The organism is Pseudomonas sp. UBA5568 (assembly GCF_002425525.1).
GTDB classification, from domain to species: domain Bacteria; phylum Pseudomonadota; class Gammaproteobacteria; order Pseudomonadales; family Pseudomonadaceae; genus Aquipseudomonas; species Aquipseudomonas fulva.
Map to the genome: position 1 here is coordinate 18,507 of NZ_DIMK01000054.1, position 15,732 is coordinate 34,238.

At 62.7% G+C, this 15,732-nt stretch carries 12 protein-coding genes, 1 tRNA gene and 1 pseudogene; 11 read left to right on the forward strand and 3 right to left on the reverse strand.

Features of this window, described 5'->3' with window-relative positions; all coding sequences use genetic code 11:
• Nucleotides 1–10 precede the first annotated feature (10 nt).
• Nucleotides 11–457: a hypothetical protein gene (locus tag B2S33_RS17540; protein ID WP_050587330.1), complete on the forward strand. Its 447-nt coding sequence runs from the start codon at nt 11–13 to the stop codon at nt 455–457.
• 58 nt (nt 458–515) lie between these two features.
• Here the strand turns inward: B2S33_RS17540 and B2S33_RS17545 are convergent.
• Nucleotides 516–815: pseudogene (locus B2S33_RS17545) on the reverse strand (transposase); the annotation flags it as partial.
• 165 nt (nt 816–980) lie between these two features.
• Here B2S33_RS17545 and fdnG point away from each other — a divergent pair.
• The 7 genes from fdnG to B2S33_RS17580 all read left to right on the forward strand — a co-directional run bounded on the left by fdnG (nt 981) and on the right by B2S33_RS17580 (nt 10,181).
• On the forward strand, nt 981–4,049 hold the full coding sequence (fdnG, locus tag B2S33_RS17550) for a formate dehydrogenase-N subunit alpha (protein ID WP_288650734.1): 3,069 nt from the start codon (nt 981–983) through the stop codon (nt 4,047–4,049).
• Nucleotides 4,049–4,999, forward strand: a complete 951-nt coding sequence (gene fdxH / locus B2S33_RS17555; protein WP_028687677.1) for a formate dehydrogenase subunit beta — start codon at nt 4,049–4,051, stop codon at nt 4,997–4,999. The genes fdnG and fdxH overlap by 1 nt, the downstream gene beginning before the upstream one ends.
• On the forward strand, nt 4,996–5,652 hold the full coding sequence (locus tag B2S33_RS17560; RefSeq protein ID WP_288650736.1) for a formate dehydrogenase subunit gamma: 657 nt from the start codon (nt 4,996–4,998) through the stop codon (nt 5,650–5,652). The genes fdxH and B2S33_RS17560 overlap by 4 nt, the downstream gene beginning before the upstream one ends.
• A gap of 4 nt (nt 5,653–5,656) precedes the next feature.
• A complete protein-coding gene (fdhE, locus tag B2S33_RS17565; protein WP_197874201.1) occupies nt 5,657–6,577 on the forward strand; it encodes a formate dehydrogenase accessory protein FdhE in 921 nt (306 codons plus the stop codon).
• 155 nt (nt 6,578–6,732) lie between these two features.
• Nucleotides 6,733–8,160, forward strand: a complete 1,428-nt coding sequence (selA, locus tag B2S33_RS17570) for an L-seryl-tRNA(Sec) selenium transferase (protein ID WP_280078111.1) — start codon at nt 6,733–6,735, stop codon at nt 8,158–8,160.
• The gene (gene selB, locus B2S33_RS17575) at nt 8,157–10,064 is read left to right on the forward strand and encodes a selenocysteine-specific translation elongation factor (protein WP_288650838.1); all 1,908 of its coding nucleotides are present in this window, start codon (nt 8,157–8,159) and stop codon (nt 10,062–10,064) included. The genes selA and selB overlap by 4 nt, the downstream gene beginning before the upstream one ends.
• A gap of 21 nt (nt 10,065–10,085) precedes the next feature.
• A tRNA-Sec gene (locus B2S33_RS17580) sits at nt 10,086–10,181 on the forward strand.
• Nucleotides 10,182–10,184: 3 nt separating this feature from the next.
• Here B2S33_RS17580 and B2S33_RS17585 read toward each other — a convergent pair.
• Nucleotides 10,185–11,171: an asparaginase gene (locus tag B2S33_RS17585; protein WP_028687674.1), complete on the reverse strand. Its 987-nt coding sequence runs from the start codon at nt 11,169–11,171 to the stop codon at nt 10,185–10,187.
• Between the two features lie 134 nt (nt 11,172–11,305).
• A complete protein-coding gene (locus B2S33_RS17590) occupies nt 11,306–12,748 on the reverse strand; it encodes an alanine/glycine:cation symporter family protein (protein ID WP_059183593.1) in 1,443 nt (480 codons plus the stop codon).
• Nucleotides 12,749–12,926: 178 nt separating this feature from the next.
• Between B2S33_RS17590 and B2S33_RS17595 the strand changes: the two genes are divergently transcribed.
• The 3 genes from B2S33_RS17595 (at nt 12,927) to B2S33_RS17605 (ending at nt 15,698) form a co-directional block, all read left to right on the forward strand.
• Nucleotides 12,927–13,736, forward strand: a complete 810-nt coding sequence (locus tag B2S33_RS17595; RefSeq protein WP_028687672.1) for a helix-turn-helix domain-containing protein — start codon at nt 12,927–12,929, stop codon at nt 13,734–13,736.
• 149 nt (nt 13,737–13,885) lie between these two features.
• Nucleotides 13,886–14,770 carry a sugar nucleotide-binding protein gene (locus B2S33_RS17600; RefSeq protein ID WP_033695074.1) on the forward strand — a complete coding sequence of 295 codons (885 nt, stop codon included), beginning with the start codon at nt 13,886–13,888 and terminating at the stop codon, nt 14,768–14,770.
• Complete coding sequence (locus tag B2S33_RS17605; RefSeq protein WP_288502093.1) at nt 14,763–15,698, forward strand: NAD-dependent epimerase/dehydratase family protein; 936 nt, start codon at nt 14,763–14,765, stop codon at nt 15,696–15,698. Before B2S33_RS17600 ends, B2S33_RS17605 begins: the two co-directional genes overlap by 8 nt.
• The last annotated feature ends 34 nt before the right edge of the window (nt 15,699–15,732 follow it).

Below are 15,732 nucleotides of genomic sequence, written 5' to 3' on the forward strand. Positions count from 1 at the left end.
GGAGAGGCTCATGCAATCAGGAACTGAACAGCGGGAGATAAAACTGACAGCGTCGACTGGGGACTATCACGTTTCGGGGTTCAGCGAAGACTACGCGGCATATCTCAAGGGTCGCGATAGAGGTGCTGAATATTCTGGCTGGTTCGTGATGGCGGTAGGTATCATCATCGCCTTGGTGGGCTTCGGTACGCTCGTTCTAGGCCCTGAAACGATTACGTACAACAGAGTGGCAGGCCCTACCTTGCTGCAGTACATACAGATGTACCCTGGGCCAATATTCAGTGTGGGTGGCGTCCTGTTTGCAATTGGTACCCGACTTCACGCCAGCAGCGAGGTCAGCCAGGAAGCGTTTCTACTGTCACGTTACAAGTTCATTGCTCCGGACGGCACATACGTCAATGACGACGTTAAACTTAGTTACTTGGGAGATGACAATTTTTCTATAACTACTCAATGATCTTTCAACTGACCACGCGGCCACTGCGGGGGCTACTGTCCGTCTCAATATCTGAGCGCTAGGTAGGGTACGGAGAAAGGCAACGTAAACACCGCATGGAGCAAGTCAGTGAGACCATCACGGCATGACTTCTGCGAGCTTGTCGAGACCCGTTCCAAGGGGGCGATCTTTTTTCAGCCAGCCGAACATGCGCTCGATGGACATGGTGTTGTCGGTATTTGCGCCGGTCGAACAACCTGGGCAAACCCGGCTTAGGCTTGCGCTTCATCGAGCGCTTCGGAATGACGGGCTGTATGCGGCACCGGTCGAAGTACTGACGCAACGCTTGCGCGTCATAGCCTTTGTCGGCGAGCAGCCACGTGCTGAGATGTATGATCTATCTTCAGCCTACCTGACCCACGTCATCGCACCTTTTCGATTCCTTGCTAGTCTTACCTGTTGGCGGTCATCAAACCGCCGTCACCGTGACTACCAAGAGGCGCCGGCCATGTTCCGTGCGTCCAAATCTGATCAGGAGTGCACGATGGATCTCAACCGTCGGCAATTCTTCAAGGTCGCCGCCGTCGGCCTTGGAGGCTCGAGCCTTGCGGCGCTGGGCATGGCCCCAACGCCTGCGTTCGCCGAGCAAGTGCGCCACTTCAAGCTGGCGCATACCAAAGAAACCCGTAACACCTGCCCCTACTGCTCGGTCGGCTGCGGCTTGATCCTGTACAGCCAGGGTGATGCAGGCAAGAACGTCAAGCAGAACATCATCCACATCGAAGGTGACGCCGACCATCCGGTGAACCGCGGCACCCTTTGCCCCAAAGGCGCAGGTTTGCTCGACTTCATCCACAGTCCAAGCCGTCTCAAGTACCCCGAGGTGCGCAAGCCGGGTAGCAACGAGTGGGTACGCGTCAGCTGGGACGAAGCGCTCGATCGCGTGGCCGCCTTGATGAAGGAAGATCGCGACGCGAACTTCATCGAGAAAAATGCCCAGGGGCAGACGGTCAACCGCTGGCTCACCACCGGTTTTCTTGCCGCTTCCGCCGCCTCCAGCGAGGCCGGCTACCTGACTCACAAGGTTGTTCGCGCAACAGGCATGCTGGGGTTCGATAACCAAGCACGTGTCTGACATGGCCCGACGGTGGCAAGTCTTGCCCCGACGTACGGCCGTGGCGCCATGACCAACCACTGGTCCGATATCGCCAACGCGAATCTGGTCCTTGTGATGGGTGGCAACGCAGCAGAAGCGCATCCGTGCGGCTTCAAATGGGTGACCGAGGCCAAGGCGCACAACAAGGCGCGGCTGATCGTGGTCGACCCAAGGTTTACCCGTACCGCTTCGGTGGCCGATTACTACGCGCCCATCCGCACCGGTACCGACATCGCGTTCATGGGCGGGTTGATCAATTACCTGCTGAGCAATGACAAGATCCAGCACGAATATGTGCGCAATTACACCGACGTATCCTTCATCGTCAAGGACACCTATGGCTTCGAGGATGGCCTGTTCAGCGGCTATGACGAGAGCAAGCGCATTTATGCCGACAAGTCGGGCTGGGGTTACGAGCTGGGCGAGGACGGTTTTGCCAAGATAGACCCGACACTTCAGCACCCACGCTGTGTGTTCCAGCTGATGAAGCAGCACTACAGCCGCTACACCCCAGAATTGGCGAGCATGACCTGTGGCATGCCGCAGGACGCCATGATGAAGGTGTGGGAAGAGATCGCCACCTGCTCGGCGCCGGGCAAGACCATGACGATCCTGTATGCGCTGGGGTGGACGCAACATTCGATCGGCGCGCAGATCATCCGCAGCGCGGCGATGGTGCAGCTGTTGTTGGGCAACGTGGGCATGCCAGGTGGGGGCGTGAATGCCTTGCGGGGACACTCCAACATTCAGGGCCTGACCGACCTGGGGTTGCTGTCCAACTCGCTGCCGGGTTACCTGACACTTGCCGGCGACGCCGAGCAGGACTACGCCGCGTTCATCGACAAGCGTGCGTCCAAGCCGCTGCGCCCGGGGCAGCTGTCCTACTGGCAGAACTACGGCAAGTTCCACGTCAGCCTCATGAAAGCCTGGTACGGCCCCAACGCCACTGCCGACAACAACTGGGGCTACGATTGGCTGCCCAAGCTCGACGTGCCTGCCTACGACGTGCTGCGCATGTTCGAGATGATGAGCCAAGGCAAGGTCAACGGCTACATGTGCCAAGGTTTCAACCCGATTGCCGCCCTCCCTGACAAGAACCGCGTGACCGCGGCACTGGCCAAGCTCAAGTGGTTGGTAGTCATGGACCCGCTGGCCACCGAGACGTCCGAGTTCTGGCGCAACGTGGGGCCGTTCAACGATGTGAACACGGCCGGTATCCAGACCGAGGTGATCCGCCTGCCCACCACCTGCTTCGCTGAAGAGGACGGCTCGCTGGTCAACAGCAGCCGCTGGCTGCAATGGCACTGGAAAGGCGCCGACGGCCCGGGTGAAACCCGCACTGACGTGCAGATCATGAGCGAGTTGTTCCTGCGCTTGCGTCAGCGTTACCAGAAGGAAGGGGGTACCTACCCCGATCCTCTGCTGAACATTCACTGGCCCTACAAGATCGCCGAAGAGCCGTCACCTGAGGAGCTGGCGAAGGAGATGAACGGCTGGGCCGTGACGGACTTCACCGACCCGACCGGTGCGACCGTCAAGTCCGGTCAGCAACTGTCGGGCTTCGGCCAGCTCAAGGATGACGGCAGCACGGCTTCGGGCTGCTGGATCTTCGCCGGTTGCTGGACCGAGCAGGGCAACCAGATGGCGCGCCGCGACAACAGCGACCCCTACGGCATGCACCAGGTCCAGAACTGGGCGTGGGCGTGGCCGGCCAACCGACGCATTCTCTATAACCGTGCTTCCAGCGACCCGCAGGGCAAGCCTTGGGATCCGGAGAAGAAGCGTCTGGTCTGGTGGAACGGCAAGGCGTGGGGCGGGACCGACGTGCCTGATTTCAAGGTCGATTCGCCGCCGGAAGCGGGCATGAACCCATTCATCATGAACCCCGAGGGTGTGGCGCGTTTCTTCGCCATCGACAAGATGGCCGAAGGGCCGTTCCCCGAGCATTACGAGCCTTTCGAAACACCGATTGGCATCAACCCCCTGCACCCGAACAACAAGAAGGTCGTCAGCAACCCGGCAGGCCGCATCTTCGATTCGGTGTGGGAAACCTTGGGCACACATGATGAATTCCCCTACGCGGCCACCACCTATCGCCTGACCGAGCATTTCCACTTCTGGAGCAAGCATTGCCGGCTCAACGCCATTGCCCAGCCTGAGCAGTTCGTCGAGATTGGTGAAGTCCTGGCCAATGAAAAAGGCATCAAGGCAGGCGACAGGGTGCGTGTATCGAGCAAGCGCGGGCATATCGATGCGGTTGCGGTAGTGACCAAGCGGATACGTCCGCTGCAGGTCAACAACCAGACGGTGCATCAGATCGGCATCCCGCTGCACTGGGGCTTTACCGGGTCCACGCGGCACGGGTACCTGACCAACACCCTGGTTCCGTTCCTGGGTGATGGTAATACCCAGACACCGGAGTCCAAGTCGTTCCTCGTCAAAGTGGAGAAACTCTGATGGCCAGCCAAGACATCATCGCCCGGTCGGCCACCACCACAGTGCCGCCTTCGGTACGCGAGCAGGAGCAGGTGGCCAAGCTGATCGACACCACCAAGTGTATCGGCTGCAAGGCCTGCCAGGTGGCGTGTTCGGAATGGAACGAGTTGCGTGACGAGGTTGGGCACAACCACGGGACCTACGACAACCCTCAGGACCTGAGCGCCGAAACCTGGACATTGATGCGCTTCACCGAGCACGAGCGCGACGACGGCAACCTGGAGTGGCTCATCCGCAAGGATGGCTGCATGCACTGCGCAGATCCCGGTTGCCTGAAGGCGTGCCCAAGCCCAGGTGCGATCATCAAGCACGCCAACGGCATCGTCGACTTCAACCAGGACCATTGCATAGGCTGCGGCTACTGCATCACCGGCTGCCCGTTCAATATCCCGCGCATTTCCCAGAAGGATCACAAGGCCTACAAGTGCACGCTGTGTTCCGACCGTGTCAGCGTAGGGCTGGAGCCAGCTTGCGTTAAAACCTGCCCGACCGGCGCCATCGTTTTCGGCAGCAAGGACGAGATGAAGGTGCATGCCGATGAACGCATCGTCGACCTCAAGTCCCGAGGCTACGAGAACGCTGGGCTGTATGACCCCGACGGGGTAGGGGGCACCCATGTGATGTACGTATTGCACCATGCCGACACACCTAAGCTGTATGCCGGGCTCCCGGACCAGCCGGTGATCAGCCCGCTGGTGGGGCTGTGGAAGGGCTTCACCAAGCCGCTGGCCTTGCTGGCCATGGGGGCGGCGGTGCTGGCCGGCTTCTTCCACTACGTACGGGTCGGGCCGCAACGTGTCGAGGAGGACGAGCAGCCTGTAGCGTCCGACACCAGCGTGCACCAAGTCGACCCGGCAGTGCATGTGTTCGATCCGAACAAGCCTGATGGGCAAGGGGAGCAGCGGCCATGAACGACAACAAGCCTATCCTGCGTTACAACGCCAACGAGCGCAGCAACCACTGGATAGTGGCGATCCTGTTCTTTCTGGCGGGCCTGTCGGGGCTGGCGCTGTTTCATCCCGCCTTGTTCTGGCTAAGCAATCTGTTCGGCGGCGGTCCATGGGCACGCATCCTGCACCCGTTCCTAGGTGTGGCGATGTTCGTTTTCTTCCTGGGCCTAGTGGTGCGTTTCTGGCGTGCCAACTTCATTACCGCCAACGACCGCCTGTGGTTGCGCAGAATCGATCGGGTCATGCGCAATCAGGAGGACGGTGTGCCTGCCATCGGCAAGTACAATGCCGGCCAGAAACTGCTGTTCTGGACGCTGCTAGTGTGCATGCTGATCCTGATGGTCAGTGGCGTGGTGATCTGGCGTGCTTACTTCAGTCACTACTTCGACATCGGCGCCATACGCCTGGCCACCTTGCTACACGCCTTCGCGGCGTTCGTGCTGGTGCTCAGCATCATCGTGCACATCTACGCCGGCATCTGGATCAAGGGGTCGGTAGGCGCCATGCTGCATGGCTGGGTCAGCCGGGCCTGGGCGCGCAAGCACCATGAACTGTGGTATCGCGACGTGACCGGTGACAAAACGCCGACCGAGCACCGACGAAAAGAAGGATGAACGCTTGAGTACCGTACTTGAACCTGGGCAGATCGAAGCGTCGGCCGTCATGCCGCCGTTTCTGCACCTGCCACCAGGCAACCTCTTCGACGTGCGGGCGGCTCGCCTGGAGCGCCTGGCCCAGGGCCATGCCATGGGCGACTACCTGCAGTTGATCGCGCGGCTTTGCCACATCCAACAGCAGCTTGTGGATAACCCGCCGAGTGCGCTGCCTGTTGCCGAGGACCGTCAGCGTCTGTGCATAAGTCACGGGCTGCCGCCCCTGGCTGCTGACAGCCTTGTGCGCGAAGGCGCATGGCTGGCGTGGTTGCAGGCGCTGCTCGATCATTTCGATGAGTCGGGCCAAGGGCCCCTGCAAGATGCACTGCACAGGCTGCGCATCAGTGACGATACCCAGCGCAAAGGTTGGGCAATTGCCCTGCTCAGCGGCCAGTACGATGCCGTGCCCCCTGCACTGGTGCCGTTCGTGGGCGCAGCCTTGCAGGCGGCCTGGTCAAGCTGGTTGCTGGCGCTGCCAAGCACCGAACTCAAGCCCGCTGCCAGCCTTGCCCAATGCCCGGCATGCGGCTCGCCGGCCATGGCGGGCGTGGTACGCAACCGTGGCAAGCACAACGGCTTGCGTTACCTTGCCTGTTCGTTGTGCGCCTGTGAGTGGCACGTGGTGCGGGTCAAGTGCGTGTACTGCGACTCCAGCAAAGACCTGCGCTACAGCGCGCTCGACGATGACCGTCACGGACCCGGCAAGGCACCGCTGCGTGCCGAGTGTTGCCCAGGGTGCAACAGCTACCTCAAGCAGCACTACCTGGAAAACGACGCAGCAGCCGAAGCGTTGGCCGACGACTTGGCCAGCCTGGCCCTGGACATGCGCCTGGACGAGGAGGGGTACCATCGTCTGGCACCCAACCTGATGGTCTCGCCCGGCTAGCGGTTGATTGTCTACACTGTGAGACCGAGTTGCCTTGCCCAGGCAAGCGTCCTTGACACGGGTTTCGAAGGTTCCCGGACCTGCGGATGCCTGCGTTGCCGTCGCTTGCCTGCCACAAGGCCAGCAGACAATGGACCCGTCCAAGGTAGTACCGCATGCCCTCCAGCTTAGCCAGCGTCACGCCTCGCCTGCCTTCCATCGATACACTCCTGCGCCATACCGCCTGTCTTGCGCTCATCGAGCGTTACGGCCGTGAAGCTGTTCTGTCGACCTTGCGCCACTTGCTGAATGATCTGCGCGACCTTGTCCGCAATGGCCAGCTGAGTGCCGCGGAGGTGGCGCCGGAGGTACTGCTGGGCCGCGCCGGCGAACGACTCGACGTCCAGCAACGCAGCCAGGTTCGCCGCGTGTTCAACCTCACCGGCACGGTGTTGCACACCAATCTGGGCCGCGCCTTGCTGCCCGAAGAAGCCATCGAGGCCATGGAGTGCGCAGCGCGCTACCCGCTGAACCTCGAGTTCGACTTGAGCACGGGCAAGCGCGGTGATCGCGATGACCTGATCGAAGGGTTGATTCGCGAACTGACAGGCGCCGAGGCCGTTACCGTGGTGAACAACAATGCAGCCGCTGTGTTGCTGGCGCTCAACAGCTTGGGCGCCCGCAAGGAAGGCATTATCTCCCGTGGCGAGCTGATCGAGATCGGGGGCGCCTTCCGGATACCCGACATCATGGCCCGGGCCGGCGTCAGGCTGCACGAGATCGGCACCACCAACCGCACCCACGCCCGCGACTACGAGGCGGCCATCAGCCCGCGCACTGGGTTGCTGATGCGCGTGCACTGCAGCAACTACAGCATCCAGGGCTTTACCACCCAGGTACCCACCCCGGAGCTGGCCCGCATTGCCCGTCAGCACAACCTGCCGCTACTCGAGGACCTGGGCAGTGGCAGCCTGCTGGACCTCACGCGCTGGGGGCTACCCGCCGAACCGACGGTGCGCCAGGCACTGAGCGATGGCGCCGACATTGTCACCTTCAGTGGTGACAAACTGCTGGGCGGTCCGCAGGCAGGGATCATCGTCGGGCGTAAGGACTTGATCGCCAGGATCAAGAAGAACCCGCTCAAGCGCGCCCTGCGCGTGGACAAGATCACCTTGGCCGCCCTGGAGGCCGTGTTGGCGCTGTACCGCAACCCTGATCGCCTGGCCGAGCGCCTGCCCAGCCTGCGCCTGCTCACGCGTGCCCAGGCGGAGATTCACACCCAGGCCCTGCGCGTGGCGCCCGCGATGCAAGCCTGCCTGGGCGAGCAGTGGCGCGTCAGCGTAGAGCCGACGCTGGGCATGATCGGCAGCGGCAGCCAGCCTGTCGCCCGCTTGCCCAGCGCCGCCTTGTGCCTGCGTCCACAGGTGTCCAAGCGGCTGCGCGGGCGCAGCTTGCATGCTTTGGAGCGAGCGCTGCGTGAATTACCGGTGCCTGTGCTTGGGCGCATCGACGACGATGCGTTGTGGCTGGACTTGCGCCAGCTGGACGATGAACCCCAATGGCTGGCGCAGCTGCCAAGCCTGCAGTTGGGGGCCTTGCAGTGATCGTCGGTACCGCCGGGCACATCGATCACGGCAAGACGGCGCTGCTGCAGGCGCTCACCGGCCAAGCCGGGGACCAGCGTCAGGAGGAACAGGCCCGCGGCATGACCATCGACCTGGGTTATCGCTACGCGTCGCTGGCCGAGGAGGCGCCACTGACTGGCTTCATCGACGTGCCGGGCCACGAGCGGTTTGTCCACAACATGCTGGCCGGTGCCCACGGCATCGACCTGGTATTGCTGGTGGTGGCGGCAGACGATGGCGTCATGCCGCAGACCCGCGAGCACCTGGCGATCATCGAACTGTTGGGCATTCCCCAGGCGCTGGTGGCCATCAGCAAGTGCGACCGGGTCGAGCCCGCACGCGTGGAAGCGGTGAAGCAGCAAGTCAGCCAACTGCTGGCGCCTGGCCCGTATGCCGATGCGCTGCACTTTCCCGTATCCAGTACCGTTGGTACCGGCATCGACGCCTTGCGCCAGGCCCTGCTGGCGGCAGCGCCCCATGCCCGCCGTCGCAGTGTGGCCGGAGGCTTTCGTCTTGCCGTGGACCGGGCGTTCGCCGTTACGGGCGCGGGGGTAGTGGTGACCGGCACGGCGCTGGCGGGGCGTGTAACTGCGGGCGACACGTTGCTGCTTGGCAAGGCCGGCAAACCGGTGAGGGTGCGTGGGTTGCATGCCCAGAATCAGCCCGCGCTGGTGGCCGAGGCAGGGCAACGTGTGGCGCTCAACATCGTCGCCGAGCGCCTGGCGGTGGACCAGATACGCCGGGGCGATTGGCTGGTGCCGCAGTGGTTGCACGCGCCCAGCACACGCATCGATATCACCTTGAGCCTGCTGCCCGGCCAAGCCCGTGCCTTCGAGCATTTCAGTGCAGTGCACGTGCACCTGGGTACTCAGGACGTGACAGCCAGGGTGGCTTTGCTCGAGGGGCAGAGCTTGGCGGCGGGGCAGCGCATGTTCGCACAGTTGCTGCTCAACGCGCCGTTGCAAGCGGTGCATGGCGACCGTCTGGTGCTGCGCGATCAGCGCGCTCAGTACACGCTGGGCGGCGGCACGGTCCTGGACCCGTTCGCCCCCAGTCGTCAACGCCGCAGCGTCGAAAGGCTGCAACAGTTGCAGGTGCTGCGCGACTGTACAGGTCTTGAGCAGGCCTTGCCGGGTTTGCTGGCCAGCGCACCGGGTGGGCTAGATCCACAGCGCCTGGAGCGGCAGTTCAATCGCCTGCGTGACAGCTGGCAGTTACCCGACGACGTACGCGTGATCGCCACCCGCCAAGGCCAGTTGTTGTTCGCTGCAAGCCAGTGGCAGGCGCTCAAGCAACGTGTGCTGGCCCAGTTGGCGGCCTTTCACGAGCAGGAGCCCGATCAATTGGGCCCGGACCGTGACAGGCTGCGCCGTTTCGCGGCGTTGCCACTGGACAGGCCGGGGTTCGTCAGTTTGCTCGAGCAGTTGCTGGCCGAAGGCGCCGTAGCCGGCAGCGGCCCCTGGCTGCATTTGCCTGATCATCAGGTTCAGCTCAGTGCCGCGGATGAGGCGCTCTGGGCGCGCCTGCAGCCAAGGTTGCAGGCTGGCGCTTACGATCCGCCTTGGGTAAGGACATTGGCGAGCGAGGAAAAATGCGCCGAGGCCGATGTACGCCTGCTGCTGCGCAAGCTGGCGCGACTGGGGTTGGTGCATCAGGTGGTGCGGGACCTGTTCTACCCAGAGTCGACCCTACGCCGCATGGCAGAGCTGCTACAGCATCACATAGGTGACACGCCGGTAGTGCAGGTTGCTGCATTTCGCGATATGTTGGGCATCGGTCGCAAGCGCAGTGTGCAGATTCTGGAATATTTCGACCGCATCGGTCTGACCCGCAGGGTCGGCGATCAGCGGTACATTCGCAGTGACAGTGCCCTGGCCCGCTAGCAGGCCAGGCACCGATTTCAAGGAAGGCAATCGCGCCCGGTGGCGCGGCCGGGCTTCAAACCCGGTTGGGGACGGCATCCGTTCCCGGGCAGGTTCGACTCCCGCTGCCTTCCGCCACTTCTAGCGTTCGCCGCACAAGTCCAGGGCAAACCAGTGCTCGGCCTCTTTCACGTCCAGCCCGGCACCCAGCAGCGCGAACATCTTGCCAAGGGCCGCCTCCCGCGTCATGCCGCCCCCGCTGACCAGGCCTGCTGCCCGCAGGCGGCTACCGGCGGCATAGGTATCGAACACCACGTCGCCTTCCGGGCACTGGGAAATGGCCACCAACATGACGCCACGCTGGCGTGCAGCACGCAAGGTGTCGAGCAGCGCCTGATCATCTGACGGCCCAGTGCCGCTGCCATAGCATTCCAGCAACAAGCCCTGCACGCCGCTGCCGAGCAAGGCTTCCAGATGACCTGCCTGCAAGCCAGGGAACACCGGCACTACCGCAAGGTTCACGCGCTGACGGGGCTGCTGGTAACCCAAGTGCGCCGGCAAGGGGGCTACGTGCTCACTCTGGCGATGGCGCGGCAAGGCCGCAAAGGCATCGAACGCTTCGCTGCGCAGCTTCGAGGCGCGGCAACCGTGCAGCAGCTTGCCCGCGAAGTACAGTTGCACACCCGCTTCGAGGGGATGATCGAACTGGCGCAGTGCGCCGCACAGGTTGTCCCAGGCGTCGCTGCCAGGTGCCCCTGCCGGCAGCATCGAGCCGGTCAGCAGGATGGGAACCGGCAGCCCCAGCAACAGGAACGACAGTGCCGCTGCACTGTAGGCCAGGGTGTCGGTGCCATGCAGCACCAGTACCGCATCATGGCCACGGACACGCACGGCATCGACGATCGCATCACGCATCGCCAGCCAGTTGTGCTGCTGCATGTTGGCACTGTCGAGCAGTGGGTCCAGTTCCTGGAGTGTCCAGGTGACTTCGGGGGCGTCTGCCATCATGGCGAAGTGATCGCGCATGCGGGACTCGAAGCCGCCGGATGGGGCCAGGCCTTCCGGCGTTTCGAGCATGCCGATGGTGCCACCGGTGTAGAGCACGAGGAGGTTCTTTACTGCGCGCATGGAAAGCGTCCGTAGCGATGAACGGGAAAGAAGAGCCGCGCTTTGCAGGGAAGGCTAGTGGGGCCGCAATGCGGCCCCTGGTGACTCAACCGACTGGCACAACCCTCGCTGGGGCGGCTGGCGATGTCAGCCTATCAGCGCAGCGGCTGAGCCTGGCCGACAGCTTTGTCAGCGGCTGTTTCCACCTGCGGGTTGGCAGGCCATGCAGTGCGGTCCAGGTCCAGGTCGGCGAACTTGGCCGAATCGAACACAGGCTGCTTGATGCCAGCCTTGCGCTGGTCATCGTAGTCGCGCATCACACGCAGGCCGACCTTGAACAGCAGGGCCAAGGCCATCAGGTTGACGAAGGCCAGGCACGTCATGGTGATGTCGGCGAAGGCGAACACGGTGGTCAGGTCCTGCATGGAGCCCCACACGACCAGCGCCAGCACCAAGGCACGGAAGCCCATCAATACTGCCCGGTTACGGGTGAGGAACTGCAGGCTGTTCTCGCCCAGGTAGTAGTTGTAGAGGATGCAGGTGAACACGAACAGCGACAGGGCCACGCTGACGAAGATACGGCCCCAGTCGCCTACCACGGCAGCCAGCGAGTTCTGGGTCAGGACAATGCCATCGCCCTCGAAGCCAGGGGTGTAGAAGCCCGACAGCAGGATCAGCAGCGCGGTGCAGGTGCAGATCACGAACGTATCCAGGAACACGCTGAACGCCTGTACCACACCCTGGGCACCTGGGTGCTTCACGGCTGCGACGGCGGCCACGTTCGGTGCGCTGCCAAGGCCGGCTTCGTTGGCGAATACGCCACGCTTCACGCCCATGACGATGGCGCTGCCCAGCAGGCCGCCAAACGCCGGGTCAAGACCGAAAGCGCTCTTGAAGATGGTTTCGAGCATGGCCGGCACGTGTTCGATCTGGGTACCGATCACGTACAGGGTCACGCCGATGTAGGCCAGGGTCTTGATCGGTACGAGCAGGTCGGACACCGCCGCGATGCGCTTGATGCCTCCAATGAAGGTGATGGCCAACAGCACTGCCAGCACGATGCCGGTATGGCGTGGGTCGAAGTGGAAGGCGTTTTGCAGCGAGTGGGTCACGGTGTACGACTGCAGGCCGATGAAGGCGAAGCCATAGGTGACCAGCAGCAGAATCGAGAAGACGATCGCCATGCCCTTGTACTTCAGGCCATGCTGAATGTAGTAGGCCGGGCCGCCACGGTACAGGCCGTCGCCGTCGGCGCGCTTGTACACCTGGGCCAGGGTACATTCGAAGAAGCTGCTCGACATGCCCACCAGCGCGGTGACCCACATCCAGAACACGGCACCTGGGCCGCCCAGCGTCACGGCGATGCCGACACCTGCAATGTTACCGGCGCCCACGCGGCCGGCCAGGCTCAGCATCAGGGCCTGGAATGAACTCAGTTGGCCTGCCTGGCCACGCAGCGATTCCTTGAATACGCTGAACATGTGTACGAAGTGGCGGAACTGGACGAACCGGGAACGGAGGGTGAAGTAGCTACCCAGCCCCACGATCAGCACGATGAGCAGTTTCCCCGAGAGGAAATCGTTGAGTACTTCGAGCATTGGAAAATGACCTCGATTCTTATTCTTCGTGTGGAAAGACCAGCGGCCGGCAGGCGTACCGCTATTCGTTGGGGCGCATGGTTGGCCATGACAAGAGTCGTTACAATTTCGCGGTTTGGTCTTAATTGATGCAACTTGATGCTAAACTGGCGTCATTCGCGTCACGTAGGCCTTTGTCATGAGCGAGCATTTCGCTACCAATCTCAAGCTGGCTTGCAGCCACTACCGCTCTATCTCCGAAGTTTGCCGCCAACTGTCGATCAATCGCGCCCAGTTCAACAAATACCTGAGCGGCCAAAGCCGTCCGACGGCTTACAACCTCAAACGCATTGGCGATTTCTTCGGGGTGGAGGAATACGAGCTCGACCTGCCCGCCGATCAGTTTTCACGCTTGATCGGCGCGCGAGTGCCGTCTTCGGTCGAGCAAACCGGCGATCCGATCAGCGAGCTGTTTCGGCCTTTGCATGATCACGCGGGCAACCTGTCGCGTTACTGCGGGTATTACTTCGAGTACTCCAACTGCATGTCGGTGCCGGGTACGGTCCTGGTGTCGCTGGTGCATCTGTGGGAGGAGGGCGGTCGCTTCCTGTTCGAGCGCCAGGAGCGTCAGGAGCGGTCTACCGCGACAGACCAGCACGCCGAAGTGCGCTGTCGTTACCTGGGGGCTGCCTTCCAGTTGCAGGACCGGGTGTTCCTGATCGACTACGAATCGCTTACCTTCAACGAAATGAGCCAGACCATTCTCATCCCAAGCTTCAAGAGCCGTATCACCCGCCTCAATGGCCTCAAGGCCGGCGTGTCCAGCGGGGACCGGCGCAATCCTGCCTGTACCCGAGTGGTGTGGGAGTACCTGGGGCAAGAGATCAATCGCATCAACGCGTACCGCCAGGTGAAACTGTACCGGCCTGATGATCCACGCATAGATGAAGACATCCGCGAGCGGCTGGATGTGGGCCCGCTCAGGAATGGGTTGTTTGAAGTCGAGTAGGGGGAGCCGCGTCATGCGTGGTAGAGGATGAGGTCGGCCACGGCGCAACCTCCTCCGCCGCAATGATCATACGGCCCCACGTTGGACTTCCCTGCCCGGAAACCGCAAAATGGCCGCTTTCCCTTACAACCTCCGGATCTGCTGACTCTATGCGTATGCGCCTAATGCTGTTGGGTGGTGGCAATGCCCTCGGGCAAGCGCTGATTCGTCTTGGGGCCGAGGAGGACATCGCTTTCATGGCGCCGCGCCCTCCAGAGGAGGGCTGGGCGCCTGCCAGCCTCACCCAGTTGCTCGACGATCATCGCCCCGACGCCGTGGTCAACCTGGCGTATTACTTCGACTGGTTCCAGGCCGAGTCGGTCAGCGAGCAGCGTCTGGCGCTTCAGGAGCGCGCGGTGGAGCGGCTGGCAGAGTTGTGCCAGCACCACCAGATCACACTGGTCCAGCCCTCGAGCTACCGTGTGTTCGATGGCTCGCGTGCCACCGCCTACAGCGAGAAGGACGAGCCATTGCCGCTTGGCCTGCGTGGGCAGGCCCTCTGGCGTATCGAACAAAGCGTGCGTGCGGCCTGCCCGCAACATGTGCTGTTGCGCTTCGGTTGGGTGCTGGACGAAAGCATCGATGGCCTGCTTGGCCGTTTCCTGACGCGCGCCGAGCTCCCCCAGGAATTGCTGCTGGCCGATGATCGCCGTGGCAACCCGACACCCGTCGACGATGCGGCCAGGGTCATTCTCTCGGTGCTCAAGCAGCTGGACTGCAATTCGCCGCTGTGGGGGACCTACCACTACGCCGGGAACGAAGCGACCACCCCCGTGGCGCTAGGCCAGGCGATTCTCGCCGAGGCCGGCCAGCATCGTCAGCTCGCGGTACAGACGCCAACGCCGCAGGCTCATGCCGCGCGCCCGGATGCCAGCGAAGAGCCGCAGAACGCCGTGCTGGCCTGCAAGAAAATCCTTCACACCTTCGGTATCAAGCCCCGTGCCTGGCGTGCAGGCTTGCCGCCTCTTCTGGACCGGTTCTATCGCCATGGCTGATGCCCCCATCCTGATCACCGGCGGTGCCGGCTTCATCGGCTCCCACCTGAGTGACGCCTTGCTGGCGCGTGGCTACGCCGTGCGCATCGTCGACGACCTCTCCACGGGCAAGCGCGACAACCTGCAACTGGACCACCCCCTGCTTGAGTTTGTCGAGGGGGACGTTGCCGACGCCAAGCTGGTCCAGCGCGCTGCGGCGGGCTGCCAGGCCGTGGTGCACCTGGCTGCGGTGGCCTCGGTGCAGGCTTCGGTCGACGACCCGGTGCGCACGCACCAGAGCAATTTCATCGGCACGCTCAACGTGTGCGAAGCCATGCGTGTTCACGGGGTGCGCCGCGTGTTGTTCGCGTCCAGTGCAGCGGTCTACGGCAATAACGGTGAAGGCCAGTCCATCGCCGAAGACACACCCAAGGCGCCGCTGACACCGTACGCCGTGGACAAGCTGGCCAGCGAGCAGTACCTGGAGTTCTATCGGCGCCAGCATGGCCTTGAGCCTGTAATCTTCCGGTTCTTCAATATCTTCGGGCCGCGGCAGGATCCTTCCTCGCCTTATTCGGGCGTCATCAGCATCTTCAGCGAGCGTGCAGTGCAAGGCCAGCCAATCACCGTGTTCGGTGACGGCGAGCAGACGCGGGATTTCCTGTATGTAGGTGACCTGGTGCAGGTCATGGTCCAGGCGCTCGAACAAGCGCAGGTCGAGGAGGGGGCCGTGAACATCGGTCTCAACCAGGCCACGTCGCTGAACCAGATGCTCGCTGCGCTCCAGCAGGTGGTGGGCAGCTTGCCAGCAGTCAGCTACACCACGCCGCGGTCGGGCGACATCCGCCATTCGCGTGCGGACAACAGGCGGTTGCTGGCTCGTTTCGACTTCCAGCGGGCCACCTCGATGGTGGAGGGGCTGGCCCGGTTGCTGGGCAAGCTCCGTTAGCAATCGAGGGGCGCTCTATTGGGCGTTCAGCAAG

Bases quoted from the DNA above. Each gene is read 5' to 3' on its own strand.
- B2S33_RS17540 (WP_050587330.1), top strand. From the start codon at position 11: ATGCAATCAGGAACTGAACAGCGGGAGATAAAACTGACAGCGTCGACT.
- B2S33_RS17605 (WP_288502093.1), top strand. From the start codon at position 14,763: ATGGCTGATGCCCCCATCCTGATCACCGGCGGTGCCGGCTTCATCGGC.
- B2S33_RS17595 (WP_028687672.1), top strand. From the start codon at position 12,927: ATGAGCGAGCATTTCGCTACCAATCTCAAGCTGGCTTGCAGCCACTAC.
- selA (WP_280078111.1), top strand. From the start codon at position 6,733: ATGCCCTCCAGCTTAGCCAGCGTCACGCCTCGCCTGCCTTCCATCGAT.
- B2S33_RS17585 (WP_028687674.1), bottom strand. From the start codon at position 11,171: ATGCGCGCAGTAAAGAACCTCCTCGTGCTCTACACCGGTGGCACCATC.
- B2S33_RS17600 (WP_033695074.1), top strand. From the start codon at position 13,886: ATGCGTATGCGCCTAATGCTGTTGGGTGGTGGCAATGCCCTCGGGCAA.
- fdxH (WP_028687677.1), top strand. From the start codon at position 4,049: ATGGCCAGCCAAGACATCATCGCCCGGTCGGCCACCACCACAGTGCCG.
- B2S33_RS17560 (WP_288650736.1), top strand. From the start codon at position 4,996: ATGAACGACAACAAGCCTATCCTGCGTTACAACGCCAACGAGCGCAGC.
- B2S33_RS17590 (WP_059183593.1), bottom strand. From the start codon at position 12,748: ATGCTCGAAGTACTCAACGATTTCCTCTCGGGGAAACTGCTCATCGTG.